The following is a 24,933-nucleotide window of genomic DNA, read 5'->3' as shown; positions in this document are numbered from 1 at the left end:
TTCAGCATATATTTAATCCCACAGATCCTCCTGTAGGGCGAGTATCCTTTTTCTTCTTGCTTCTGTTTTGTCCTTATCCGGGATATAAACGCCGTCCTTTAAGATAAGCACATCACCCTCGTGAACGTCTTTTGTTTCAGAAAGCGGTATATCCTTTTTTTCTCCCTGCTCAGTTTCGCACACGGCATAGCCGTTTTCTATCCTGTCAACTATAAGAATCTCTTCCATATCACTTTTCTCCCTTTTCAGCAGAAACGCTCAGCCCCTCGCCATCTGAGCTGAAAACTATCGTTCCCACATCTGCAGTGACATACAAATGGGAAGCATATTTTTTCAGCCTTGTGACAGTTTCCTCGTGTGGGTGACCATACTTGTTGCCCTTGCCGCAGGATATAACAGCATATCTCGGCATGACCTTGTTAAGAAAATCGACCCCCGAAGAAGTGGAACTGCCGTGATGACCTGCTTTAAGCACCTTTGCGGAAACGTCATAACCCTGAGAAAGTATATCTTTCTCCTCAGTGGTCTCGCAATCCCCCGTGATAAGAAAGCTGTTCTCACCGTCTGTTATCTTCACAAGGGTGGAATAGTTATTAAGATCATCATAATCCTTTTTTGGTGTGAAAAGCTCCACCTTACAGCTTCCAAGCTCAAATTCCATAGGCTTTGCCTGTGTTATCTTCAAGCCCTTTGCCTTTATGCTTTTGAGCATTTTCTCATATATCGTTGTGGTGGGCGTCATATCAGCCTTGACTTTCGGCATAATGAATTTATCCACCTGAAACTGGTCTATTATCTCGCTCATTTCACCAATATGGTCAGCGTGAGGGTGGGTGGCAATGAGATATTTTAACTCTGTCACTCCCTGCTTTTCAAGATATTTTTCTATTTTATTACTGTCATCTTTATCGCCGCTGTCAATGAGCATAGCCTCCCCTTGTGAAATCACAAGGGTGCTGTCGCCCTGACCAACGTCGATAAAATGCACCTCTGTCTGAGCGTGTTCCGCCGGCTTGTCCTCAACGCCTGCCTTGATTAGCAAGCTGTCGAAAGAAACTAACCCCGTCAGGTCAAGCACTGTAAAAAGCAGCACCACAAAAACCGCTATGAGCGTTACCGCCTTTTTAAGCGGTGCTGTCGAATTTTTCTTTTTCACAGATCTGCCTGCCATGTTATCCCTTTCCGCCTGAGCTATCTTCTAGCCTGCATTTCAGCCCATTCTTCTTTTGTTATGTTTATCTTTCGTGCCTTAGAGCCTTCCTGTGGTCCTATTATGCCCATTTCCTCTATCTCGTCCATGATACGGGCGGCTCTAGGGAAACCGAGCTTTAGCTTTCTTTGCAAGAACGCAGTGGAAGCGTTGTTTGTCTGCACTATTATGGATATTGCCTGATTTACAAGGTCATCATCAGGATTTACGGAAACATTATCGCTGCCTGCCGAACCGCTGTCCTTTGGCTGTGGAGTATTCTCCTCCACCTCTGCGATAACTTCGTCGCTATATTCTGCGGTATGCTCGTTCTTTAGGAAGTTTACAACCTCTCTTATCTCAGAAGTCGCTGCATAGCCGCTCTGCATTCTTATAGGCTTTTTAACGCCAACAGGCTTATAAAGCAGGTCACCGTTTCCAAGAAGCTTCTCTGCACCGCTTTCATCAAGTATAACTCGTGAGTCAACGTTGCTGGATACACTGAGAGAAACTCTCGATGGGATATTTGACTTGATAAGTCCTGTCAACACATCCGCCCTAGGGGACTGTGTTGCGATTATCATATGTATTCCTGCCGCACGAGCGAGCTGTGCAAGTCTTAAAACTGAGTCCTCTACCTCGCTTCTCGCAGCCATCATAAGATCGGCGAACTCATCGACCACAATAACTATCTGTGGCAGCAGGTCGATCTTTGCACGGACTTCGTCCTGCTCCTCGGCAGGCTTATTGCGTTCTTCAAGAACCATGTCGTTAAACTCCTGCAAGTTCTTTACATTGTTCGCCTCGAACATAAGATAACGCTTGTTCATTTCATTTACCGCCCAGCCAAGCGCACCAGCCGCCTTTAAAGGCTCGGTAACAACAGGGATAAGCAAATGCGGTATCTTATTATAAATAGGAAACTCGACTTTCTTTGGGTCGATAAGAATAAGCTTTACTTCGTCAGGCGACGCATGGTAAAGTATAGAAAGTATGATAGAGTTTGTAAAAACAGACTTACCTGAACCTGTTGTACCTGCAACGAGCATATGCGGCATTTTAGCGATATCGCCGATAATGATATTACCCTCGATATCCTTGCCCACTGCAAATGTAAGCTTGCCCTTTGCCTTTCTGTATTCCTCGCTGTCGATAAGCTCACGGAGAGAAACCGTATCTCTATGATCGTTCGGCACTTCTATGCCTATGCACGCCTTGCCCGGCACAGGAGCTTCGATACGAACGCTCATTGCCGCGAGGTTAAGTGCGATATCGTCTGCAAGACCCGTTATCTTCGACACTCTTACGCCTGCTGCAGGCTGAAGCTCATATCTTGTAACGGACGGACCTCTGTGTATGCCCACGATCCTTGTTTTAGCGCCATATGTTTCAAGCGTTTCCACAAGCTTAGCAGATTTCTCTTGTATTTCCTGCTGGACTATCTCGGAAGCCACAGGATTTTTAGCATATTTGAGTATATCCACAGGCGGATAAACGTAAGCAGATATTTTATTATCTTTCTCAAAGAACGTTGTCTGACCGTTCTTATCAACATTCACTACTGGTGGCTTAACAGGCTCATCCTTGGACTTCTTTTCTTCTCTGCTGTCGCCTATGGCGTTTTCTATTATCTTTTTAAGCTCCTCATTATCGGTAGTCTTAGCCGTTTCTTCAAGCTTTTCATGTGTTATCACAGGAGCTTTCACAGGGTGGACCGGCATATCTATCTTTGAGGCGTCCACCTTATCCGCAGCCTCTTCCTCATCAGCCACAGGCACAAAGGCTTCCGCCGCAGTATCAGGGCCATCATCAGGATAGAACTTTGCAATATCAACCCTACCATTACGCCTTGGTTCTTTCTTCTCTCTTGGAGGCTTCGGAGGCTGAGCCGCACGCTCGATACGCTCCTCATTCACCGCTTCATAGCTCTTTACAAAAGGCTTTGAAACTGCCTTTAGAAGCTGTAGAAGCGTAACATTTGTAAGCAGCATTATAAAAGTGAACGCCACAAGCACGATAACGATACCTGCGCCAACTCTTTTGAAAAGCGAAAGCAAAGGCCAGCCAAGCAATGCGCTTGCAAGTCCGCCGCCACGGAGCTGTTTTCCATCATTGAAAAGCCCCACAAGTTTGAGCCAGAACGAACTTCCGTCCACAGAGCCCACTTGGATTATCTGAGCCATGCCGCTTATAAGAAGCATAAGAACGCTTCCCTCCACCACCTTCGCTATGACCTTGTTGTGGGTCACATCTGAAGCTATCATAAGGGCAACATAGATTATCATAGGTGCAAACAGAAATACTGTCACGCCGAAAAATCCTCGGTTCAGCTCATGGAGCCATTTCCACAAGCCGTCTCCTTCCACGAACGTAATAAGCAGTTCAAGTATTCCGAAAAAGAAAAGTATGTAAGACCAGAAGCGTCTGTTCTCTCTTTCTCTCACTGCTGTCATGGAATTTGACTGTGGCGGCTTGCTCTGAGGCTTTTGCTGTTTTGTATTCTTTTTTGCAGCTTGCGCAGGCTTTTGTGCGGGCTTTTTCTTTGCCGCTGTCTGCTTTGGCGCAGGCTTTGAGCCTTTCTTTTGAGCTGCCATTTATTTTACCATTCCTTTCGGTATTTGTCTTATTTAAGCAAATAAAGGCAAAATGTTATTTGCCTTTATAACCCACAAAAAAGCCTGAAAACAGAATTTCAAGCTTTTTCACAGAAACTGTATTATCTTATGTCATTACTTTGCAAAGGATATAGGGTGACCCATGCACATCTCAATAAATGAGATAACAAGGACTATGGCGCCAAGCACAAGGGTATAATAAGCAAACACCTTGAATTTATCCGTTTTAACGAGCCAGTTTACAAGCTTGATAGCACAAAGTCCCACAAATGCGGCAACTACAAATCCAACTGCACAGCTAACCCAATCTATATCAGTATGTGTTGAAACTGCGTCCTTGACTTCAAGCAGACAGCTCATAAGTATAACAGGTATGCCCAGAATGAAAGAATACTTTACCGATGTTTCTCTGGTCATGCCTGAGAAAAGTCCCGCTGAAATAGTCGAGCCTGATCTTGAAACGCCAGGCAACAGTGCAACTCCCTGAAAAAGTCCGACCGTTATTGCGTCCTTATAAGCTATATTGCCCTGAGTCTTTTTACCCTTTATACAGCGGTCTGACATAAAAAGTATTGCCGATGTATAAAGGAAACAAAGGCCCTCTGCAAAAATGCTTGAATCCTCTGCAATGCCCTCAAACCAGCCCTTAAATGGCAGGAACGGTACAAGGCAGAAGCAGGAAACTATTATCATAACTATCATACGCCTTGGAGGATTCATATTTTTAAGAGTGAACTTGCCTGTAAAAATATCCTTTATCATAACGCCAAGCTCTTTTATCATATCCCATATTGTCTTCCTGAAAGCCACAAATACTGCTACCAGCGTGCCAAGGTGAAGTATCGCCGAGAAAAACAAAGCTCCCTCTCCGCTGTTTCCTGTAAAATGCTGATACAGTGAAAGATGTCCTGAACTTGAAACTGGAAGAAACTCCGTCAAGCCCTGAATTATAGCCTGAAAAATCGCATTGATGATACCCATTGCTGTCCTCCGAAATTTTGTTGTTTGTCAGAGATAAAAGCCGTCACGGCTGAGATAATGTGCCGGGTCTGTGTCCACAGCAGTATCATCATCCTCAAACTCTTCTCCGATATCTACGTCAGTCCTGAATACGTCATAAAGGTCGATTATTGTCTGAAACATTTTCAGCTTTCTCCTTTTCAGAACTGTTTTCTATCATATCATAAAGGCAGTCTATCGCCTCGGAAAGCCCTCCGAGCCTGTCGATAAGCCCCTCTTTTACAGCCTGCTCCCCGTCGATAACAGAACCAACGTCCATTACAAGCTCGCCCGTTGACATCATAAGCTCACGGAAACGCTCAGGCTTTATGGCTGAATTATCGCACACAAAGCGAACTATCCTTTCCTGCATTTTATCAAAATAAGAAAGCGTCTGAGGTACTCCCAGCACAAGCCCGTTCATTCTAACAGGGTGTATGGTCATTGTGGCGCTTGGCACTATAAATGACTTTTTCGCACACACCGCCAACGGCACGCCTATGGAGTGACCTCCGCCCACAACCATTGACACAGTAGGCGTTTTCATACTAGCAATAAGCTCTGCAATGGCAAGTCCTGCTTCCACATCTCCGCCCACAGTGTTGAGGATTATCACAAGCCCCTCTATGCTCCTATCCTGCTCGATAGCAACAAGGGCAGGTATGATATGCTCATACTTGGTGGTCTTGTTTTGTGCAGGCAAAATATAATGCCCCTCCACCTGACCGATAATGTTCAGGCAGTGTATAACGTGCTTTGCATCTGGCAATGTGACAGAACCCATTTCCTTTATCTGCCTTATATCCTCAGCAAGCTTTTCGCTCTCTACGTTTTCTTCTTGTTCAGACACTCAGATACCTCCCGTTCTTCATTAGTAACTTTCGTCACAAGAGAAGTATTTGCAGTGTTCATTGAAAATATGCAGGAAAACCGCCACACCTTTAATATAATAGCACAAGTTCTACCTAATGTCAACAACTTGCAAGGGCTAAAAAAAACAATTTTGCAGGAAATTTACGCTATCCTGCAAATTATTTATAAAAAGTTTAAATCTATTTTTGATACTCCTCAGCAAGCACCTGTTCACACCAAAGTATAAGATCCGCGAAATCTTCCTTGTCAAGATAGGAGAAATACTTGTTCACAGCCTCACCCTCAGCAGCTTTTATGGTGTCCGTCAGGCAATAGCCGTCAGAAGAAATGGTTATCTCTGTTTTGGTGTTCTCTTTAAGTCCTAGAGTTATCTGTATAAAATCAAGTCCCGGATCTTTAGACGGAGCCGTCCTGTATGAAGCGTTTCCGAAGCTGTCTATCATTTTCACAAGCTCGTTGTAATCATCATGATCGGCAAGATAGCATTCTCCGTATTCTCCGCCTACTTTCACACAAACCTTTGCATATGCGCCCTCGTAGATATCATAATTATAAAAGTCATCAAAGCAAGCATAGTATATGCCGCCATTCTTTGTGAGCTTGTAAAAGCCTTTGTACGCCTTATTTGTATCTATGCTGTCGGCTGATATCTTCTCAACAGAATCCCACTTATCCGAGCCGTCTGATGACACAACATTTTTACCGTCAGGAATCATAAGTGAATAAACAGCGTCCGTGCCGCTGTCATCAGCCTGCGACTCATATGTATAAAGGCTGTCAGCGGAGAATTTCTTATGCTTATAGTCACTTAAATTTCCGTCGCTGTCATATTTCATATACTGCATAGGAGCGTTGCGCTCTTTATCATAAGAAAGCTGTAGAATACCATTGCTCACCACAGTTATTTCAGTGTACTCATCAGCTTCAAGCACAACGTTTCCCGACTTGTCAAGAAGTCCCACTGCTCTGCCGTCACGATAAGTGAAGAAAAGATCTGCAAGAAGCTCTTCACATTTATATTCCTCAAAAGGCTGCTCCTCAACCTCGGCAACATACTGAGTGCTGTCAAAGCTTGTATAAAGCTTTCGTGAAAGCTCGTCAAGGCTTTTTATTTTATTCAGAAACTCCGGAAATTTGTATTCCTTGACCTTCACATTGCTTGGTTGAGCTGAGTCGCTTGTCTTTATCTGCGACACCGCAGACGACTGTGTTGTTTCTTTGTCTTTTTCACAGCCGAACATAGAAATTGTCAGCGTCAATGCAAGCGCAAGAGCCGCACATTGTTTTCTTTTTGTCATCGTTATCCCCTCGTATTTTATTTTGTTATCTCACAGCACGAGCCGTTACACTATATTATAATACACAAATCTGATTTTTGCAAGATATATTAAAACTTTTTATTCTTTATCATAGCAGTATGGTAATACGCTAAATGTTATAAAAGTGTTAAATGTTTAAAAGTGCCTTTACATATAGAATGTTTTGTGCTATAATATCCTAGTGGCAGTATTGATTTTAATAAATATCTGCTACTAATTTTGCTGTTTTATGGCAAGGAGGATAAAATTAAATGGTTAGAGCGATTGTCGGCGCAAACTGGGGCGACGAGGGTAAGGGCAAGCTTACCGATATGCTTGCTGAAAAGTCTGATATAGTAGTAAGATTTCAGGGCGGTGCTAACGCAGGACATACTATTGTAAATCACTACGGAAAGTTCGCTTTGCACACTTTGCCTTCCGGCGTATTCTATGATCACACAACAAATATTATCGGCAACGGTGTTGCACTTAATATCCCTGTATTTTTCAATGAGCTTAAAAAGGTAACTTCCGAAGGCGTTCCAATGCCTAAGATACTTATTTCCGACAGAGCGCAGATGGTAATGCCATATCACGTTTTGTTCGATCAGTACGAAGAAGAAAGACTCGGAAAGGCAAGCTTCGGCTCAACAAAATCGGGTATCGCACCTTTCTATTCTGATAAATATGCAAAGATAGGTTTCCAGGTACAGGAGCTGTTCGATGAGGAAGCTCTCAAGACAAAGATCAAGAGAGTTCTTGAAACTAAGAACATTCTTCTTGAACACCTTTATCATAAGCCTCCTATCGACGCTGATGAGCTTTTCAATACTCTTATGGAGTATAAGGAAATGGTCGCTCCATATGTTTGCGACGTATCTGCATTCCTTTGGAACGCTATCAAAGAGGGCAAGAACGTTCTTCTTGAGGGTCAGCTTGGCTCACTGAAGGATCCTGACCACGGTATCTATCCAATGGTAACATCTTCATCTACACTGGCAGCATACGGTGCTATCGGTGCAGGTATACCTCCTTATGAGATAAAGACTATCGTAACTGTTGTTAAGGCTTATTCTTCCGCAGTAGGTGCAGGTGCATTCGTTTCTGAGATATTCGGCGACGAGGCTGACGAGCTGAGAAGGAGAGGCGGCGACGGCGGAGAGTTTGGTGCAACAACAGGCAGACCTAGAAGAATGGGTTGGTTCGACTGCGTTGCAACTAAGTATGGCTGCCGTATCCAGGGCACAACAGATGTTGCTTTCACAGTAGTTGACGTTCTTGGCTATCTTGACAAGATACCTGTATGCGTAGGCTATGAGATAGACGGCGAGGTTACAACAGACTTCCCTACAACAAGAAAGCTCGAAAAGGCAAAGCCTGTTATCGAAGTTCTCGACGGTTGGAAGTCAGACATCAGGGGCATCAAGAAGTATGAAGATCTTCCTGAAAACTGCAAGAAGTATATCGACTTCGTTGAAAAGCATATCGGCTTCCCTATCACGATGGTTTCAAACGGACCAAAGAGAGAGGACATCATCTACAGAGAAAGCCCACTTTCAAAGTAATTTCAAATATCACAAAAGGCTGCGGCAAAAAGTCGCAGCCTTTTTCATTTAGAGTGTAAAAACGAATGATCGGCACGTCGCATTTCTGCGAAACAGAAATTGAGCCGCTCCCCTACAAATAACATAGATATTGTTGATTTGGTACAGGTATGATATTAAACACTAACTAAGTGTAGTTCTACATTTTGGCTTTATTGAGAAAATAGAGAATATCTTTTGGAGAATAAGCTTCTACCGCTCCGTCACGGAGAAGCGCACACTGTCCTGCGTATTTCTCACTGAAAATGTCATGAGGCGGTATAACAAAAACGTCTTTATTCTGGGATAAAGCATGATTTACAGTATTCAGGGTGCCACTGCGTATTCCTGCTTCAACCACAAGAACGCAATGTGAAAGTGCCGAAACAATGCGGTTTCTTATACGAAAATTCTCAGGAACAGGTCTTGCCTGCGGGAAAAATTCTGATATGGCTACCCCATGTGTTGCTATCTCACGCTTGAAGCCCGTCCTGCCACGAGGATAATCATATTCTAGCCCACAGCCCATAACAGCTACAGTGCTTCCACCTGCACGCATCGCACTGCGGTGTGCGGCAGTGTCGATACCCATAGCAAATCCGCTTATGATATTTACTCCTTGCTCTGCAAGAAAACTTGAAAACTCCTCCGCCACGGCTACAGAATAATCGCTTGGTTCTCTAGTGCCGATAATGGCAACGCTCTTTTCAATAGACAGACAGCTTACATCGCCACGGCAGAAAAGCACAGCAGGTGGACATTCTATCTGTTTCAACCGTTCAGGATAAAGAGGATCGTCAGGGGTGAGGATATATATACCCTTTTTCTCGCAGTATTCAGCCACCTGTTTCGCCTGAAAGAACGTGCAGCAGGCTATCTTTTCAGCCTCCTGCTGAGTAACATATCCACAGCGCAGTGACAATAGATCATCGCACATTTCTTCGACGCTGTCATAATATGACATAACGTCCCACAAGCGCTTGTCCGCAGGTCCGAACGCAACATCGAGCCACAGCCACAACAGCTTTCTATCTGTATTTTCAAGCATTTTTCCTGCACCTCCAGTTGGCAGATTTCTTTTAATCTTATTGTATCATATTTTATTGTTAAAAACAACAAAATTTTATAGCATTTTGGTTAAATCAAACGATTTCGGTTGAAATGGGCAAGACCATATGTTATAATGGATATTGAAAATTTGAACTTGAAAGGATCGTTGCTTAATGATAAACAAGCTTGACCTCAGCGGCGAGTGGCTGCTGTGTCTTGACAAGGAATGTAAGGGTACTGACCTTGTTTTTGATGATACAATAAACCTTCCAAACACCACTTCCAACGCTAAAAAAGGCGAATACAATACTGAGAGAGAAACAGGCTTTCTTACAGACACATATAAATTTGAGGGCTTTGCATGGTTCAGAAAAAACGTTGACTTCTCTGCTCTGCAATGTGAAAATCTTAAACTTTATCTTGAAAGAACAAGAATAACTGAACTTTATATAGACGGCAAAAAGATAGGCAGGCAGGAGAGCCTTTGCACTCCGCACATCTATGACCTGAACGAGTATATCGGTACTGGCATACATGAAATGACTATCTGCGTTTCAAATGTTGGCTACAAGACCAAGGGCGGACACCTGACTTCACCTGACACTCAAACCAACTGGAATGGTATCACAGGACGCATCGAGCTTATAGGCTACAAAAACGCCCACGCTGAAAATGTTATGCTTTGGTGCGATATCCACAACAAGACAGTAAGAGTAACAGCCAACATAACAGGCGGAAAAAGTGGAAAAGCTGTCATAAGTGCAGAGAGCTTCAACAGTGAAAAGAATCATACACCTGCTGTGCAGAGCTTTGAGTACAAAGACGGCAAGCTTGACGCTTTATACAAAATGGGCGACGATTGCCTGCTTTGGAGTGAGCATGAGCCTAATCTCTACAAGCTGAGAATAGATATCTACGGCGACGTGAGCGAGCATATCATCGGTATGCGTGAGTTCAGGACTGAGGGTGGAAAGTTCACCATAAACGGAGAAAAAACCTTTCTCAGAGGAAAACATGACGGCATGATATTCCCTAAGACCGCTTTTGCACCTACCGACCTTGAGGAATGGCTGAGGATAATGAAGATATCAAAGTCATACGGCATGAACCACTACCGCTATCACACCTGCTGTCCCCCTGAGTCTGCGTTTATCGCTGCGGATATGCTTGGAATTTACATGGAGCCACAGCTTCCTTTCTGGGGAACTATCACAGAAGAGGGCGAGGAGAACCACAATCAGGAGGAGCAGGATTTCCTCGTTGAAGAGGGCTTCAATATGCTGAAATTCTTCGGCAATCACCCTTCCTACTGCATGATGTCAATGGGCAACGAGCTTTGGGGTTCAAAGAAGATACTTAACGATATCATAGGCGGTTATAAGAAGTTCGACAGCAGACACCTTTACACACAAGGTTCAAACAATTTCCAGTGGTTTCCTAACGTTATAGAAAATGACGATTTCTTTGTTGGCGTAAGACTTGCAAACGATAGGCTTATAAGAGGTTCATACGCTATGTGTGACGCTCCACTTGGTCATATTCAGACTGACAAGCCTGCGGCAAATCACGATTATGACAGCATTATAAGACCTAAGAAGCAGGCAAGCTCCACGGAAATTTCAGAGGACGGCACTGTTCAGATACAGTACGGCACGACCATGAAAACTGTCAAGGCAAGCGATGCTGACGCAGATTTTATCCCTGAAGTGCCTATCGTTACTCACGAAATAGGTCAGTATGAAACTTATCCGAACTTCAAGGAGATAGAAAAATACACAGGCTCCCTTAAAGCCAGAAACTTTGAGGTATTCAGAGAAAGACTTGATGAAAAGGGTCTGCTTCCGCTGGCTGAGGATTATTTCAAATGCTCAGGCAAGCTTGCTGTGCAGTGCTATAAAGAAGAAATGGAGGCTGTTTTCCGTTCAAGACTTCTTGGCGGTTTCCAGATACTTGATATTCAGGATTTCAGCGGTCAGGGTACTGCCCTTGTGGGTGTACTTGACGCATTCATGGACAGCAAGGGACTTATCACAGACAGCGAGTGGAGAGAGTTCTGCAATGATGCTGTTGTAATGGCACGTTTTGACAGCTATGTTCTTGAAGCTGTCAGCAGTTTCAAGGCGCACACAGAGCTTTGCAATTACAGACCTGACCTTAAAGACGGCAAGCTTATTTGCACTCTCACTCTTGAAAACGGTGATGTCATTGGCAAGGTCAAAAAGAATTTTGTTGCAGAAGGCAACTACACTGACATTTGCGATGTAGAATTTACTCTCCCACAGGTAACAAAGAACACAAAGGCTGTGCTTGCACTTGAAATTGAGGGTACTGACATACACAATCACTATGACCTTTGGGTGATACCGACAGTTGAAAAGACAGATATAAGCGGCGCATACATTTTTAACGAGGTAAACGAGGAAGCTGAAAGTCTGCTGAAACAGGGCAAGACAGTGCTTATCGTCCCTGACCTTTCAAAGCTTGAAAACTCTATCGAAGGCTTCTACTGTCAGGACTTCTGGTGCTATCATATGTTCTGTATCATCTCACAGATGATGAAAAAGCCTGACCCTGTTGGCACAATGGGACTTCTTATCGACACCGACCACCCTGCTCTTGCAGGCTTTGCAGGGGAAAAATACTCAACACCTCAGTGGTGGGAGATAGTTCAGAACTCACGCTCGGTTATTCTTGACGACTTTAAGGGTGAGAAAAATGTTATCGTGAGAACTATCGACAACTTCGACCGCAACCACGATCTTTCACTCCTCTACGAGTATGAAAAGGACGGCGGCAAGGTGGTAGTTTGCTCATGCGATTTTGATAAGCTTTCCAAGTCACCTGAGGGACGTGCGTTCATAAATTCTGTTGTTGACTATGTAAGAAACTAACAGAATATTTATTGCTAAGGGCTGTACTGTTTTGCGGTACAGCCCTTATTTTGTTTGTGCTTGTTGCATAAAACGCCCGCAAAACATTTGTCTGATATAACAAAAGTGCCGACACTACAGTGGCATATGGTTCACTTATTACGAAAAATGTGTTATAATTTAGGTGTATGTTATACAGGAAGGTGATGTTAAGTGCCAAAAGTAAAACGTTATAAATACAAGAATATTGCAGCGGCTCTTGCCATACTGCTTTTGATCATTCTGGGAATATCTACATCGTGCAGTTCAAAAGCTGACAGCCCTAAGAAAATTTCCGACAGCTCGTCAAACTCCTCTGCGGTCAAGGCTGACAGCAGCAGTAAAAAAGCTGTAAAAAAGCTTACGGGCAATTATATGTATGTTACCGCAAAAAACAAAACTGATATGGTAAATGGAGATCTTATTCTCGTTAATGGCGACCACTCCTTCACCGGTACAGTGAATAACACAGACACAGTTTATTCCTATTTGTTTGACAAGAACGGAAGTCAAATAATGTCCACCAGCAGCACTCAACTGACGGCTAAAAAAGAGACCTTTGAAGCCTTTGGCAAAATGGGAAATGATTTTTATGCTGACAAGAAGATATCAACACTTATGATAAACACAGCTATGCCTGCGGAAGATGATGAAGACAGCAGCTCTGCCTGCTACGAGCATGACACTGGACTTGCCTTTGACCTGCATCTTTATGACTCAAGCACAGGCGCATATCCCGAGTTTACAGGCGAAGGAGATTATAGTTGGATATCTGAAAACTGCTGGAAATACGGACTTATCCTCAGATACCCAGAGGACAAAGCTGACATCACAGGTATAAGCCCTATGGCTTATCATTTCAGATATGTGGGAATACCTCACGCTGAGATAATGACAGCAAACAAGCTTTGCCTTGAAGAATACATAGATTTTGTCAAGGACTATACATTTGAAAAACCGCTCACATTCACGGCTTTTGACGACACTGAGTATTCAGTTTACTACGTTGCCGCAGACAAGGGCAGCACCACGAACGTGCCTGTACCACTTGACGACAGCAACAATGAGCGTCCTAACACTATCTCAGGCAACAACGTTGACGGTTATATCGTCTGCGTGAATATGACAGAAAATGCAGCACCTGCTGACTCGTCCTCTCAGACAGACCAGCAGGCGGCTACAGAATAAATTTTTCGGAGGAAATAAAATGCTTAAAGAAACAGTAGAAATAAAAGTGGATTATGAAAAGGCTGGCGTTTCAAGCGAAGGCTGCGCACCTGTGCTTGATTGCTATTACAACACACTTACTGAGGAAATAGGCAGAAAGAAGCACAAGGCAATTATAATCTGCCCGGGCGGAGGATATGATTGGTGTTCTGAGCGTGAAGCTGAACCTGTTGCATTCAGATTTTTGGGTGCAGGCATATGTGCATTTGTGCTAAGATACTCATGCGTCAAGAAAAAATTTCCTACTGACGCTTTGGAATGTGGGGCGGCTGTCAAATATGTTAGAGATAATGCGGAGAAATTTGACATTGACCCTGACAAGATAATAGTATGCGGTTTTTCAGCAGGCGGACACCTTGCGGCAACAATGGCAAACTTCTGGAACAGCGAGCTGCTCACAAAGCCTCTTGGCTGCAATCCTGAGGACATCAAGGTAAACGGCTCTATCTTGGGCTATCCTGTTATCACATCCGACCCTGAATACACTCATGAAGGCTCAATACTCAATATTATTGGCGAGGAAAAATCATCGGAGCTCAGAGAGCTTGTTTCAATGGAGAAGAGAGTATCGGAGAACACTCCTCCTACATTTATCTGGCACTGTGCTGATGATGGCTGTGTAAGGGTTGAGAACACACTTTGGTATATGTGCAGTCTTTCAAAGTATCACATTCCATTCGAGAGCCACATTTATGAATACGGTGGACATGGACTTGCATTGTGCGACGAAACAACTGCCACATGGGAAGGTCACTATCAGCCGGTGGCGGCTCATTGGGCAGAGGCGGCTATTGATTGGGTACATAGGCTATAAAAATATGTTGCGTGTGGCAACATATTTAAGCTAAAAAAATGACTCACATCAATTTGATAGATACTCATATAGACATTTTCAAAGAACTAATATGAATGACCTATATAGTGAACTATGAACAGAACAGGTAGATACCTCAATTGAGTTATCTACCTGTTTTTATTTGTCCTTTTCTCTGCACTCGTATGATCTGTTAAGAAGTCGGATATGTTTTGACGCGAGTCATTTTTTATCAAGAATATTGAGTATCCCTCGGGATATATGTTAAATCTGTTGGTTATCCCCAAACTTCCTCTGCGATTTCCTTAACAAGTGCAAGCTTTGCCCACTGTTCCTCCTCTGTGAGCTTGTTGCCTATCTCGCAGGACGCAAAACCACACTGTGGGCTAAGGCAAAGTCTGTCAAGTGAGATGTACTTTGCAGCATCGTGGATACGGTCGATAACAGTCTGCTTGTCCTCAAGCTCAGGTTTCTTTGATGTGATAAGTCCGAGGACTACCTTCTTGTCGCCGCTTACAGCTTTCAAAGGTTCAAAGCCACCTGAACGCTCATCATCAAATTCAAGATAATATGCGCTTACGTTTTCACCTGCGAAAAGTGTTTCTGCAACGCTGTCATAAGCACCGCTGCTTGCATATGTTGAGTGGAAGTTACCACGGCAAACGTGAGTTGTGATAACAAGATCCTCAGGCTTGCCCTCGATAGCAAGGTTGTTTATTCTCAGCAGAAGTCTTTTTATATCCTCAAGTCCTGCGTCGTCAACTCCAAAAATAGCCTTTGCATTAGGGTCAACTATCATGCCCCATGAGCAATCGTCAAACTGAATGTTGCGGCAACCTGCTGCGTAAAGATCAGCGATGACTTTTCTGTAGCCCTTTGCGATATCCTGAACAAGCTCTTCTGTATCGTTATAATACTTCTTTGTGTTCTCCAGTGCGAAAGGCATTATCATCTGCTCAAGAAACTGTGCAGGTGCAGGGATAGTCTGCTTTGCGACTGTGTTCTCGTCCTCGAGAGCCTTAACAAATTTAAAATGCTCAACAAATGGGTGGTCGCCAACTGATACCTTGCCTGTGAGATATGTATCGTCTATCATTGCGGCCTCGCCATGGAATGGCAGACCTGTCTGTGTCTTGCTGTGACCAACGCCATTGAAGCCCCACATAAAGTCAAGATGCCATGTTGCTCTGCGGAACTCGCCGTCTGTGATGATATGATAACCAGCCTTTTTCTGCTTTGCAACGAGATCAAGGATAGCCTTATCCTCTACCTCTTTAAGCTGCTGGGCTGTGATAGCGCCCTTTTCAAAATCTGCTCTTGCCTTTTTCAGATAGTCAGGTCTGAGAAAGCTGCCCACAAAATCGTAGCGGCATGGTGCTTTGATATTATTGCTCATTTTTATTACCTCTTTCATTTTATTATAGTTTATTTCCTATTGGTTTGCTGGTATTTAGTATAGCACGAAAAAGGGCGATAGTAAAATATTTATTTCTGTGGGATAGATATAGTTTCAAACTATAACGGATCGAATAGTTTGCTTGACTTTGGGGCATATGGTGTGGTATAATGAATAATACGATATAGTTAGACGATAAATCGAGATTAGATAAACAAAGGTATGTAATATGATAAAAATTGTGTGGTCAATAAAAGATATAAATAAATATCAAACAGGAAACTTACCCGATAATGCAATAAAGATAGAAACGCCTAAGAGCGTCGATGAACTGATGAAAAAAGCGTTGCCGATAGCTGTAATTCTATGTGTTTTACTTTTTGCCGCTATGCTTGGTAAAACCATTGTGTGCAAGGTGGTCGTGATCTCTCCAATATTTATTCTGGTGGGATTTGCTTTAGGCTTTTTATTGTTGATAATTCACGAGTGGTTACACGGAATCGTTTATCCTAAGGACGCAGATGTAACAATAGGAAGAATTAAAGGAAAGGCAACATTTGTGGCATTAGCATCATATCCATTAAAACGAGATAGGTTTATATTGATGTGTCTGCTGCCTTTTGTTCTTGGGGTGGTTCCTTTTATATTATTTTTAATTAGTCCTGCCGAATTTAGAGTATTTAATGGATTGAATTTTGGTATGGCGTGTATGGGTATGGTTTCGCCATTTCCAGATGTTTATAATGTCCTTACCGTTCTAAGGCGCCCTGAAAAAAACGATTCAATAATGTTCTACAAAAATGATATGTACAAGATCTCTTGAATTTCCAGACTAAGCTTTACCCATATATTCCACCGATACAGCCCCCTCTGTATCGGTATTTTTCTGTCCTTACCGCCTTCCATCGCCCCAATTCTATTGACATTTCCACCTTGTTGTGCTATCACAAAAGTTTACGAGTTAGTCATAACTAGCTGTATGATACCGCAGAAGTAAGATAGTAAGATAGATAAGAAAGGCGGAACATAATGAAAAGTTCTGCAATAGTAAAAAAGGCACTGCATAAAGCGGACGGCGTTTTGTACCCGACTGCAGGCAGGAAAGATAAAGTCGTTATTACAATGTCAAGTTGCAACGTCATGCAATGAAAGTTTCTTTGCTTTTTTCAAGCTTTTTTTGTCCACCTATTTTTTTTGAACAATCATGCTTTTTCTGACATATTATAAAAATGAAAATGCAAACGCAGTCACACTGATCTAATGCGTTTGAGATATGGAGGGTAATTTATGTCAGAAAAGTATTTTTTGGGTGCAATGACGCAGAATGGTTTTTCCACGGAATTTGGCAAGATAATGGCTGATAAGGAGTATTTCACATTCATACTCAAAGGAGGTGCAGGCACGGGAAAATCTTCACTTATGAAAAAGATAGCCGCTGAGTTTGAGCCGACAGAGGACGTCACTAGGTTTTATTGCTCCTCTGACCCTGCTTCCCTTGATGCAATCGTTCTGCATACATCAAAGGCCATAATCTGCGACGGCACTGCGCCCCACGTTATGGAATGTTCATATCCAGGAGTTTGTCAGAAAATAATCAACTTAGGAGAGTATTGGGACGAAGAAAAGCTGAAAACCTTCAAATCTGAAATAATTGAGGTCACAGACAAAAACAAGTCGCTTTTGGCAAGAAGCAAAAGGTTTACCACTGCCCTGTCTAACGTTTGCTTCGATACCTACAATTGCGGTGAAGGCTGTCTGCTGGAGGAAAAGCTGAAAAGCTTCACAGAACGATCAGCAAAACGTCTTCTAAACAAAAAAGGCTCTGGCAGCGGCAAAACTGATCTTAGACAGCTGACCGCTTTGACAGAATACGGCTGTATGACGCAGCTTGCCACTCTTGACAGCTACCTTGACGTGTTCGCCATGAACGATGATTATTATGCCGCTTCCCACAAGTTCGTCACCCTCATGGCACAGCAGGCTGTAAAACGTGACTATGACGTTATCCTCTGCCCTGCTATCCTATTTGGCAACACCCTTTACGAGCATTTGCTTATCCCGGAGGCTGGCATCGCATTTGTGATAAATTCCCCTATAAGCAAGCTTGACGGCTTTGAAAAAGCTATCAACATGGGCAGATTTTATGACAAGAAAAAGATCTCAGCCCTGAAAACAAGACTGAGATTAGATAAAGTCACCGCCTCCGACCTTGCAGAGGAAGTGTATTCAGGCATCAAGAAAGCCAAGAAAGTCCATGACGAGATAGAAAAGTATTATATCGCCGCAATGGACCACGCCGCACTTAATAAGGTTTGCGACAGCATTTCAAGGGAAATTCACGAAAGGACTATAAAATAGTTTTCCACATTCCGTCGTAAGGCGCAGGCTCAAAGCCCATTTTCTTATAAAGCGATATGGCTCTGCCGTTTTCAAGCTCGACTTCAAGTCGGATACGGCGGAGCTTTTTGTCGCCATTTTCCTCGATATACTTAAAAAGCTCCCTGCCCAGACCTTTTGAGCGGTATTCCTCCAGCACAAAAAGCTCGTCTATCCATATAGTAATACCGCCTGCTTCAACTGAATATGTTTTCATTGTAACACAGTAGCCAACATTATTGCCGTCACAAACGAGCATATAACCCTGCACATACACGTCAGATCTCATCATTTCATCGAAGCCCTGCTCAAAATGCTCTCTTGGAACAGGCTTGTCCACCGCAGAAGAATTATAGAACTCAGTGGAAAATCTGATGTAATCTTCCCTGTCCTCAGGCACAAATTTTCTTATCATTTTTATCTCTCCGTTTCTTTGGTATCAGCCTATTATAGCATTTTATTTACCAAAAGTCAAATGCACAAATTTTGTTGCAAAAGTCCAGATTATGTGATATAATTATTTTGGATAGTTTTAATCATATTTGCGAGGATACATAATGAAATATACTTTTGATTGCGACCGCTGGGGAAGCAGTTTTTCAGTGCCGTCTAAAGTGGTCGATAAATACATAAAATTAAGTGATGGCGACTTTGTAAAGGTACTTCTCTGCATACTCTGTTCAACGGAACGTGAATGCGACAGTGCAAAGCTTGCGGAAAAGTCCGGGCTTTCTGAGAACACTGTCATTGACGCTGTGACACACTGGGTATCGCTAGGAGTCATCACCACAGAACACAGTGATACGGCAAATCCTGCACAGGTCAAAGCCGTTTCTACACCTGTTTCAGAGCCTGAAACAAAGGCCGAGCCTGTTTCAAAAGTTGAGGCAGTTGCCCCGAAACGTCAGAGCGTTTCAAACAAGCTGTGCATAAGATACAAAAATTCCGAGATATTGGAAAAACAGCAGAAGGACCCTAACCTTGCACATCTCTTTGACGAGATACAAACCATATTACAACGCACTATCAATGGAACTGAGCAAGGGGAACTTCTTGCTCTTTATGAGTATTACCGATTTGATGCTGCATCTATTCTCTTAGCCGCAGAATACTGTGTGTCACTTGAAAAGCACAACGTGTCTTACCTTGTGACAGTAATGCGTGGGTGGTTTGAACAAGACATCTGTACTTATCAACAAATTGAACAAGAAATAATTAGGCTTTCCAACATAAAAAAGTATGAATTCAAGGTACTGAAAATTTTCGGACAGACCGCAAAGCCGTCAAAGCAGCAGCTTGAGTTTATAGAAAAGTGGCGAACAATGGGCTTCACTGTTGAAATGCTGGAGATAGCCTATAACAAGTGCGTTGACAATACCAACAAACTGAATTACAAATATATAGACACTATACTGTCAAACTGGGCTGGCAAGAGCATCACTACCCCTGAACAGGTCACACACGAGGACGAAAAGTACCATACCTCCAAGAAAAATAAGAATACTAATAAGCAAACTTCCTATGATCTTGATGATTTTGAAAAATTCGCAATGAATTTCGATCTAGAAAAATCAGGAAAGCTATGATAAGGAGTAGAAAATGAAATATTCAATAAGCGCATATGACAAGGCTGAAAATGAACTTAAAAGACGGCGTGAAGCTGTCATGAACGAGCATGAGGTTCACGCTCAGGAGATAGCACAGCGACTTCCTGAAATAGAGGTTCTTACAAGATCACTAAAAGCAAATAACTGTGAACTCATGAAGGGCATAGTAGGCAAAAATGCTCATGGAAGAGAATATATACAAAAAATGCGTCAAAACAATGCCAATACTAAACGTGCCATTAAAGGGCTGCTTAAAATGGGAGGTTATCCTGAAGACTACCTTGATTATCACTATTACTGTCCTAAATGCTGTGATTATGGCTATCGTGACGGAGTGAAGTGCAAGTGCTTCACCGACTTGCTGAAAAAATACACCACTGAGGAGCTTAACGAGAATTGCAGTATCCAGCTCCACGATTTCTCTGAGTTCAGAATAGAATTTTATCCTGAAAGCGACGGTAATGGAATGTCACCGAGAGAGAAAATGAGAACGGTGTATTCAAACTGCCGTGCATATGCTGACAAATTTCATGAAAACTCTCCATCACTGTTTTTCATTGGCAAAACAGGTCTTGGCAAGACTTTTCTTTCAGCCTGCATTGCAAATGAACTTATACAAAAGGGCTACAGCGTCATTTTCGCCTCTCTGCTTAAGCTTCTCAGACAGATAGAGGACGAGCATTTTGGCAGAGCTACAGGTCAGACACTTGACATCATAGAGAATGCCGACCTTGTTATCCTTGACGACCTCGGCTCAGAATTTCAAACGAGCTTTACCGATTCCGTGATCTATGAAATAATCAACGAGCGTATCAACCTTGGCAGGCCAACGATAATCTCTACCAATCTCACCAATGAAGAATACAATGCAAAATATAATGAGCGTATAGTTTCGAGGCTCACAGGCTGTTTCATGCCTATTATGTTTGTGGGAAACGATATTAGACACGTAAAGCTGAAAAATAATCTTTAAGGGGTAAAAAATGAAAAAAATTAGGGGAACTTTTCTTTCTATACCGGTGCTTCTGCTTGCAAACGCACCTGCGCTGTGGAAACTTATTGACATAAATTCTCTGCTCAAAACGCTTATCATCATACTTTTGGCACTATACACCTTGGTTTTCATGTTCAAATCACATGGACGCAAAGGTTCTCATGGAAAAATCCGACGGCTTGATTCCGGAGCGTTTGTACTTGGCTGCGGTGTTTTGCAAAGCGTTATACAGTTTATAATAGTGATTGTGCTTTGCTTTACAAAGCTGAACGGTTGGCGGCTTCTTGCAAATGCACTTTGCGCTTATGCTATAACAACGCTTTTGTGTCTGAGTGGCATTGTGCGGATAGCGGCTTCGGCACGTCAGGTGAAAATACTGTGGTATGTTATTCTGTTATTCACCTGGTACATACCACTTGTGAACTGTATCGTGTTCAGAAAATTCTACAAGGCAGCGAGAAGTGAATACTACTTCGAGCAGGCAAAGCTTGACCTTGACGCTGCTCGAAAAGAGAACGAGATATGCAAGACAAAGTATCCTATACTTATGGTGCATGGCATATTCTTCCGTGATTGGCAGGTAATAAACTATTGGGGCAGGGTACCTAATGAACTTATTAGAAATGGCGCAGAGGTCTATTACGGCAAGCAACAGTCCGCCAACAAAGTATCCGTCAGTGCCACTGAGGTAGCCGAAAGAATAAAAGAAGTCATTGCAGAAACAGGCGCAGAAAAGGTCAACATAATCGCACACTCAAAGGGTGGGCTTGACTCAAGATATGCTATCTCTCACCTCGGCATGGACAAATATGTGGCAACCCTTACCACCATAAACACGCCACACTATGGCTGTAAATTCGTTGATATGCTTCTTGGGAAGATACCTGAGAGCATACAGGGCTTTGTTGATAGAAAATACAACAAGCTTTTCACTGCTCTGGGTGACAAAGACCCAAGCTTTTTAGATGGCGTTTATGACCTGACTTACAAAAACTGCTCTGAGCTTAACGCAAGCACCCCTGACAGCCGGTTGGTTTCCTACCGCTCCGTGATGAGTAAAATGAACAGCATACGTTCCGCAGGTTTTCCGTTAAATATCGGCTATCTGCTCAACAAGCCATACGGCAAGGGCAATGACGGGCTAGTAACAGTTGAGTCGGGACTTTATGGTGAAAACTCCAAGATGATAGAACACAAGGGCAAGCGTGGCATTTCTCATGGCGACGTTATCGACCTTTTCAGGGAGAACATCAAGGATTTTGACGTGAGAGAATTTTATGTAGATATAGTAAAAAAGCTTAAAGAACAAGGCTTCTGATAAAAAAGCACCCGTATCGCACATGATACGGGTGTTTTGCTGTTTTCTGGGGCTAATTAAATGTTTCATTCTGAAACGTTGTCTGCCCTTGATAGTTTTGCGATTGAAGTTTGCTATCTTCGCATTAAACGCAGACATCATTCTAAGCTCATGTGGTGGAAGCTCCTCCTCACCATAAAACCGACAGTCTGACAGACTATCGTTCAAAACTCAGTTATCTATTTTTGTCACAGAGTCATAAACTATCTTATATTTTTCGCAGACCTTTTCATAATCCTGCTCATAGCCTGACAGCTCACCGTCCCTAAGATCCTCTGTAAGGTCATAGCTCGCCTTGTAAAGTTCGTCAAAGCCAAGATTGCTACAAATGCCTTTGAGGGTGTGTGCCATACGGAAAGCTTCCTTGGCGTTTTTCTCCTCTAAAGCCTTGCACATATCCTGAAAAGTTGTATCATCTGCAAATCTTTTTGCAAACTTTGTTATCATTTTCTCACTGCCGAAACGTACCAGAACGCTATCATAACTTGCGCCAATGCTTTCATAAAATTCTCTAGTAGTCATCAGGACACTCCTTACAAATCATATCATCTCTTATTCTACGCCCTTTGCAAGCTCGTTCTGAATATCTTTAAGACATTCGACAAGCACAGGGTTGAATGTGCCGCACTCTCCGTTTAGTATCAATGCCATAGCCTTTTCATGAGAATACGCCTTTTTGTAAACTCGCTCGCTGACAAGTGCGTCATAAACGTCAGCGACAGAAACTATCTGAGCCGATATCGGTATCTCGTCGCCTTTTAGTCCGTCAGGATAGCCCCTGCCGTCATAACGCTCATGGTGCCACCTGCATATGTCATGGGCTATCTTCAAGAGTGGCTCGTCACGGAACTGCTCAAGACTTTCAAGCATATTCGCTCCGATAGCGGAGTGAGTTTTCATTATCTCAAACTCCTCTTTGGTTAGCCTGCCGGGCTTATTGAGTATCTTATCGTCAATACCTATCTTGCCGATATCATGGAGTGCCGCAGCCATTGGTATGAGAAGCTGCTCAGTGCCGCTGACAGTATACTTGTTTGTGCGCATGGGAAGCCTATCCAAAAGCAGCTCCGTTATGCGCTTTATGTTCACCACATGACTTCCACTCTCGCCGTTTCTGAACTCTACTATCTGGCTGAGTATGCTTATCATCATACGGTTGTTTTTATCTTTTTCATACATCTGGTCGCTGACAAGGGAAATAAGTCTGCGCTGTTTTGCATAAAGCTTAATGGTATTGAACACACGCTGATACACAACGCGTGAATCAAAGGGTCTGCTGATATAATCAGAAACGCCAAACTCATATGCTTTTCTTATAGAGGACGCAGAATCCTCGCTTGATATCATTATAACAGGGATATCATCTATCCAATGATGTTCCGCCATATAGTCAAGGACTTCAAATCCGTCCATTTCGGGCATGATTATATCTAAAAGCACAAGTGAAATTCCAGTGCCATACTGACTAAGCAGGTCAATACACTCCTCGCCGCTTGCCGCCTCATGTATGATATATTCATTGCCAAGCATTTCAGAGAGTATCTCTCTGTTTATATTTGAATCGTCAACAATAAGTATCTCCTGCTTTTGAGGCTCACCGGCAACACTTTCGTGACCATCTGTGACAACTGTATCTTTCTTTGTCTTTGCCTGATACATAAGCTTATCAGCCTTGCTGACAGCTTCGTCAAGGCTATTGCCATCAGAGAAAACGCCGCCGACGCTTGCTGACAGACGTATATTTGAATACCCTGGCACAGTTGCCGCATGGATATTTCGTTTTATCTTCCTGAGCTTATGGGCAAAATCGTCCTCCTGAATACCAGGCATGACAAGCAAAAACTCGTCGCCACCATAACGCACAAGCACATCAGATTTTCTAATACAGCGCCTTATAGCATCAACCACTGTCACAAGCACCATATCTCCTGCGTCATGACCGCATGTATCATTATAAACCTTGAAGTCGTCAAGATCTATCATCGCAACGCCCGCAGGCACATGGGACTTTTTAAGCTTATCTTCAAAATATCTCCTGTTGCTCGCACCTGTCAATGCATCAGTATACATTGCCTTATGATATTTTGACAGCTTATTCATTATCTTTTCTCTGTCCTGAACACCCAGCAGAGAGTCCTCATCAAGCTTTTTGATAAGCTCCATAACATACGGCTCTCCGTCAACCTGAACATACTTTGAAAAGACCTGATAAATGTCAGTTCCCATAAATTCAAGCTTAGTTCTCGGCTTTTTATCAATAAAAGTTTTTAAGGATATACAGTTTTCACAAGGCTCGTCCACTTTCCAAAAAGAAAAACACTGACATGGATTTTCAACGCAGCCGCTCACTCCATGAGGACCGTCCGCTTTCAGAAGCCTGACAAAATCAAAAGTTTTCCTGAGAACGTCAATTTCCTTTTCTATCTCCGAAGAGGTAGAACTCAGTTGGCTTTCGCTGTTATCATCGCAGGTCCATAATTTGTACACGTCCATATTCACGTTCTCCTTACGCTTAGTGTAGACTTATTGTTGCTTTTTTTACTTTTTTCGACATTATTAACTGATTTATTATACCACACCTCAATCACATTGTCAACCGAACGATACAAATTACAATATTATTCACAATATTAACTCATTCATATT

Annotated in this window: 21 protein-coding genes; 9 read left to right on the top strand and 12 right to left on the bottom strand. The window is 42.9% G+C overall.

Translation table 11 applies throughout. The features are described from left to right. Positions 1-12: 12 nt before the first annotated feature. The 7 genes from RBI_RS05315 to RBI_RS05290 form a co-directional block, all read right to left on the bottom strand. Positions 13-228 carry a DUF3006 domain-containing protein gene (locus RBI_RS05315; protein ID WP_038671565.1) on the bottom strand — a complete coding sequence of 72 codons (216 nt, stop codon included), beginning with the start codon at positions 226-228 and terminating at the stop codon, positions 13-15. Between the two features lies 1 nt (position 229). After that, entirely contained in the window at positions 230-1,171 is a 942-nt protein-coding gene (locus RBI_RS05310) for a ComEC/Rec2 family competence protein (RefSeq protein ID WP_051706487.1), read from the bottom strand. A 20-nt stretch (positions 1,172-1,191) separates the two neighbouring features. Next, the gene (locus RBI_RS05305; RefSeq protein ID WP_038671563.1) at positions 1,192-3,783 is read right to left on the bottom strand and encodes an FtsK/SpoIIIE family DNA translocase; all 2,592 of its coding nucleotides are present in this window, start codon (positions 3,781-3,783) and stop codon (positions 1,192-1,194) included. Positions 3,784-3,918: 135 nt separating this feature from the next. Continuing rightward, positions 3,919-4,785, bottom strand: a complete 867-nt coding sequence (locus RBI_RS05300; RefSeq protein ID WP_038671562.1) for an undecaprenyl-diphosphate phosphatase — start codon at positions 4,783-4,785, stop codon at positions 3,919-3,921. 27 nt (positions 4,786-4,812) lie between these two features. Then, positions 4,813-4,947: a hypothetical protein gene (locus tag RBI_RS15415; RefSeq protein ID WP_022287311.1), complete on the bottom strand. Its 135-nt coding sequence runs from the start codon at positions 4,945-4,947 to the stop codon at positions 4,813-4,815. After that, entirely contained in the window at positions 4,919-5,587 is a 669-nt protein-coding gene (locus RBI_RS05295; RefSeq protein WP_081856029.1) for a ClpP family protease, read from the bottom strand. The genes RBI_RS15415 and RBI_RS05295 overlap by 29 nt, the downstream gene beginning before the upstream one ends. 268 nt (positions 5,588-5,855) lie before the next feature. Continuing rightward, positions 5,856-6,974, bottom strand: a complete 1,119-nt coding sequence (locus RBI_RS05290; protein ID WP_038671560.1) for a hypothetical protein — start codon at positions 6,972-6,974, stop codon at positions 5,856-5,858. Between the two features lie 272 nt (positions 6,975-7,246). Between RBI_RS05290 and RBI_RS05285 the strand changes: the two genes are divergently transcribed. Next, positions 7,247-8,539: an adenylosuccinate synthase gene (locus RBI_RS05285; protein ID WP_038671558.1), complete on the top strand. Its 1,293-nt coding sequence runs from the start codon at positions 7,247-7,249 to the stop codon at positions 8,537-8,539. A 178-nt stretch (positions 8,540-8,717) separates the two neighbouring features. Here the strand turns inward: RBI_RS05285 and dprA are convergent, their stop codons facing one another. Further along, positions 8,718-9,605: a DNA-processing protein DprA gene (gene dprA, locus RBI_RS05280; protein WP_038671555.1), complete on the bottom strand. Its 888-nt coding sequence runs from the start codon at positions 9,603-9,605 to the stop codon at positions 8,718-8,720. Positions 9,606-9,780: 175 nt separating this feature from the next. Here dprA and RBI_RS05275 point away from each other — a divergent pair, with 175 nt between their 5' ends. The 3 genes from RBI_RS05275 (at position 9,781) to RBI_RS05265 (ending at position 14,557) form a co-directional block, all read left to right on the top strand. After that, on the top strand, positions 9,781-12,498 hold the full coding sequence (locus RBI_RS05275) for a beta-glucuronidase (protein WP_038673138.1): 2,718 nt from the start codon (positions 9,781-9,783) through the stop codon (positions 12,496-12,498). A gap of 192 nt (positions 12,499-12,690) precedes the next feature. Further along, the gene (locus RBI_RS14050) at positions 12,691-13,704 is read left to right on the top strand and encodes a M15 family metallopeptidase (protein ID WP_051706485.1); all 1,014 of its coding nucleotides are present in this window, start codon (positions 12,691-12,693) and stop codon (positions 13,702-13,704) included. 19 nt (positions 13,705-13,723) lie between these two features. Then, a complete protein-coding gene (locus RBI_RS05265) occupies positions 13,724-14,557 on the top strand; it encodes an alpha/beta hydrolase (protein ID WP_038671553.1) in 834 nt (277 codons plus the stop codon). A gap of 277 nt (positions 14,558-14,834) precedes the next feature. On the opposite strand, the gene RBI_RS05260 is transcribed toward RBI_RS05265, so the two are convergent. Continuing rightward, positions 14,835-15,953 carry a 5-methyltetrahydropteroyltriglutamate--homocysteine S-methyltransferase gene (locus RBI_RS05260; RefSeq protein ID WP_038671552.1) on the bottom strand — a complete coding sequence of 373 codons (1,119 nt, stop codon included), beginning with the start codon at positions 15,951-15,953 and terminating at the stop codon, positions 14,835-14,837. 229 nt (positions 15,954-16,182) lie between these two features. Here RBI_RS05260 and RBI_RS05255 point away from each other — a divergent pair, with 229 nt between their 5' ends. Both RBI_RS05255 and RBI_RS05250 read left to right on the top strand, forming a co-directional pair. Then, positions 16,183-16,776, top strand: a complete 594-nt coding sequence (locus RBI_RS05255; protein ID WP_038671549.1) for a DUF3267 domain-containing protein — start codon at positions 16,183-16,185, stop codon at positions 16,774-16,776. 464 nt (positions 16,777-17,240) lie between these two features. Then, a complete protein-coding gene (locus RBI_RS05250) occupies positions 17,241-18,311 on the top strand; it encodes an ATPase (RefSeq protein WP_038671547.1) in 1,071 nt (356 codons plus the stop codon). On the opposite strand, the gene RBI_RS05245 is transcribed toward RBI_RS05250, so the two are convergent. Next, on the bottom strand, positions 18,301-18,744 hold the full coding sequence (locus RBI_RS05245) for a GNAT family N-acetyltransferase (protein ID WP_022287322.1): 444 nt from the start codon (positions 18,742-18,744) through the stop codon (positions 18,301-18,303). The two genes, RBI_RS05250 and RBI_RS05245, sit on opposite strands and share 11 nt — an antisense overlap. 142 nt (positions 18,745-18,886) lie before the next feature. Here RBI_RS05245 and RBI_RS05240 point away from each other — a divergent pair, with 142 nt between their 5' ends. From RBI_RS05240 to RBI_RS05230, 3 genes are read left to right on the top strand one after another with little or no spacing between them, the layout of a single operon-like run. Continuing rightward, positions 18,887-19,915: a DnaD domain protein gene (locus tag RBI_RS05240; RefSeq protein WP_038671546.1), complete on the top strand. Its 1,029-nt coding sequence runs from the start codon at positions 18,887-18,889 to the stop codon at positions 19,913-19,915. A gap of 13 nt (positions 19,916-19,928) precedes the next feature. Beyond that, a complete protein-coding gene (locus tag RBI_RS05235; protein ID WP_038671544.1) occupies positions 19,929-20,909 on the top strand; it encodes an ATP-binding protein in 981 nt (326 codons plus the stop codon). A 10-nt stretch (positions 20,910-20,919) separates the two neighbouring features. Further along, complete coding sequence (locus tag RBI_RS05230; RefSeq protein WP_051706483.1) at positions 20,920-22,248, top strand: esterase/lipase family protein; 1,329 nt, start codon at positions 20,920-20,922, stop codon at positions 22,246-22,248. Between the two features lie 210 nt (positions 22,249-22,458). Here the strand turns inward: RBI_RS05230 and RBI_RS05225 are convergent, their stop codons facing one another. Continuing rightward, complete coding sequence (locus tag RBI_RS05225) at positions 22,459-22,809, bottom strand: Hpt domain-containing protein (protein WP_038671542.1); 351 nt, start codon at positions 22,807-22,809, stop codon at positions 22,459-22,461. A gap of 30 nt (positions 22,810-22,839) precedes the next feature. After that, the gene (locus RBI_RS05220; protein ID WP_081855969.1) at positions 22,840-24,780 is read right to left on the bottom strand and encodes a diguanylate cyclase; all 1,941 of its coding nucleotides are present in this window, start codon (positions 24,778-24,780) and stop codon (positions 22,840-22,842) included. Between the last annotated feature and the right edge of the window lie 153 nt (positions 24,781-24,933).

Source organism: Ruminococcus bicirculans (ex Wegman et al. 2014) (assembly GCF_000723465.1).
In the GTDB taxonomy this organism is placed as follows: Bacteria; Bacillota; Clostridia; order Oscillospirales; family Ruminococcaceae; genus Hominimerdicola; species Hominimerdicola aceti.
Note: the sequence above shows the minus strand (reverse complement) of the source record. Positions and strands in the feature narration are given on the sequence as shown.

Excerpts from the sequence above, each read along its gene's own strand:
- RBI_RS05315 (WP_038671565.1), bottom strand. The coding sequence starts at position 228 with ATGGAAGAGATTCTTATAGTTGACAGGATAGAAAACGGCTATGCCGTG.
- RBI_RS05310 (WP_051706487.1), bottom strand. The coding sequence starts at position 1,171 with ATGGCAGGCAGATCTGTGAAAAAGAAAAATTCGACAGCACCGCTTAAA.
- RBI_RS05305 (WP_038671563.1), bottom strand. The coding sequence starts at position 3,783 with ATGGCAGCTCAAAAGAAAGGCTCAAAGCCTGCGCCAAAGCAGACAGCG.
- RBI_RS05300 (WP_038671562.1), bottom strand. The coding sequence starts at position 4,785 with ATGGGTATCATCAATGCGATTTTTCAGGCTATAATTCAGGGCTTGACG.
- RBI_RS15415 (WP_022287311.1), bottom strand. The coding sequence starts at position 4,947 with ATGTTTCAGACAATAATCGACCTTTATGACGTATTCAGGACTGACGTA.
- RBI_RS05295 (WP_081856029.1), bottom strand. The coding sequence starts at position 5,587 with ATGGGTTCTGTCACATTGCCAGATGCAAAGCACGTTATACACTGCCTG.
- RBI_RS05290 (WP_038671560.1), bottom strand. The coding sequence starts at position 6,974 with ATGACAAAAAGAAAACAATGTGCGGCTCTTGCGCTTGCATTGACGCTG.
- RBI_RS05285 (WP_038671558.1), top strand. The coding sequence starts at position 7,247 with ATGGTTAGAGCGATTGTCGGCGCAAACTGGGGCGACGAGGGTAAGGGC.
- dprA (WP_038671555.1), bottom strand. The coding sequence starts at position 9,605 with ATGCTTGAAAATACAGATAGAAAGCTGTTGTGGCTGTGGCTCGATGTT.
- RBI_RS05275 (WP_038673138.1), top strand. The coding sequence starts at position 9,781 with ATGATAAACAAGCTTGACCTCAGCGGCGAGTGGCTGCTGTGTCTTGAC.
- RBI_RS05265 (WP_038671553.1), top strand. The coding sequence starts at position 13,724 with ATGCTTAAAGAAACAGTAGAAATAAAAGTGGATTATGAAAAGGCTGGC.
- RBI_RS05260 (WP_038671552.1), bottom strand. The coding sequence starts at position 15,953 with ATGAGCAATAATATCAAAGCACCATGCCGCTACGATTTTGTGGGCAGC.
- RBI_RS05255 (WP_038671549.1), top strand. The coding sequence starts at position 16,183 with ATGATAAAAATTGTGTGGTCAATAAAAGATATAAATAAATATCAAACA.
- RBI_RS05250 (WP_038671547.1), top strand. The coding sequence starts at position 17,241 with ATGTCAGAAAAGTATTTTTTGGGTGCAATGACGCAGAATGGTTTTTCC.
- RBI_RS05245 (WP_022287322.1), bottom strand. The coding sequence starts at position 18,744 with ATGATAAGAAAATTTGTGCCTGAGGACAGGGAAGATTACATCAGATTT.
- RBI_RS05240 (WP_038671546.1), top strand. The coding sequence starts at position 18,887 with ATGAAATATACTTTTGATTGCGACCGCTGGGGAAGCAGTTTTTCAGTG.
- RBI_RS05235 (WP_038671544.1), top strand. The coding sequence starts at position 19,929 with ATGAAATATTCAATAAGCGCATATGACAAGGCTGAAAATGAACTTAAA.
- RBI_RS05230 (WP_051706483.1), top strand. The coding sequence starts at position 20,920 with ATGAAAAAAATTAGGGGAACTTTTCTTTCTATACCGGTGCTTCTGCTT.
- RBI_RS05225 (WP_038671542.1), bottom strand. The coding sequence starts at position 22,809 with ATGACTACTAGAGAATTTTATGAAAGCATTGGCGCAAGTTATGATAGC.
- RBI_RS05220 (WP_081855969.1), bottom strand. The coding sequence starts at position 24,780 with ATGGACGTGTACAAATTATGGACCTGCGATGATAACAGCGAAAGCCAA.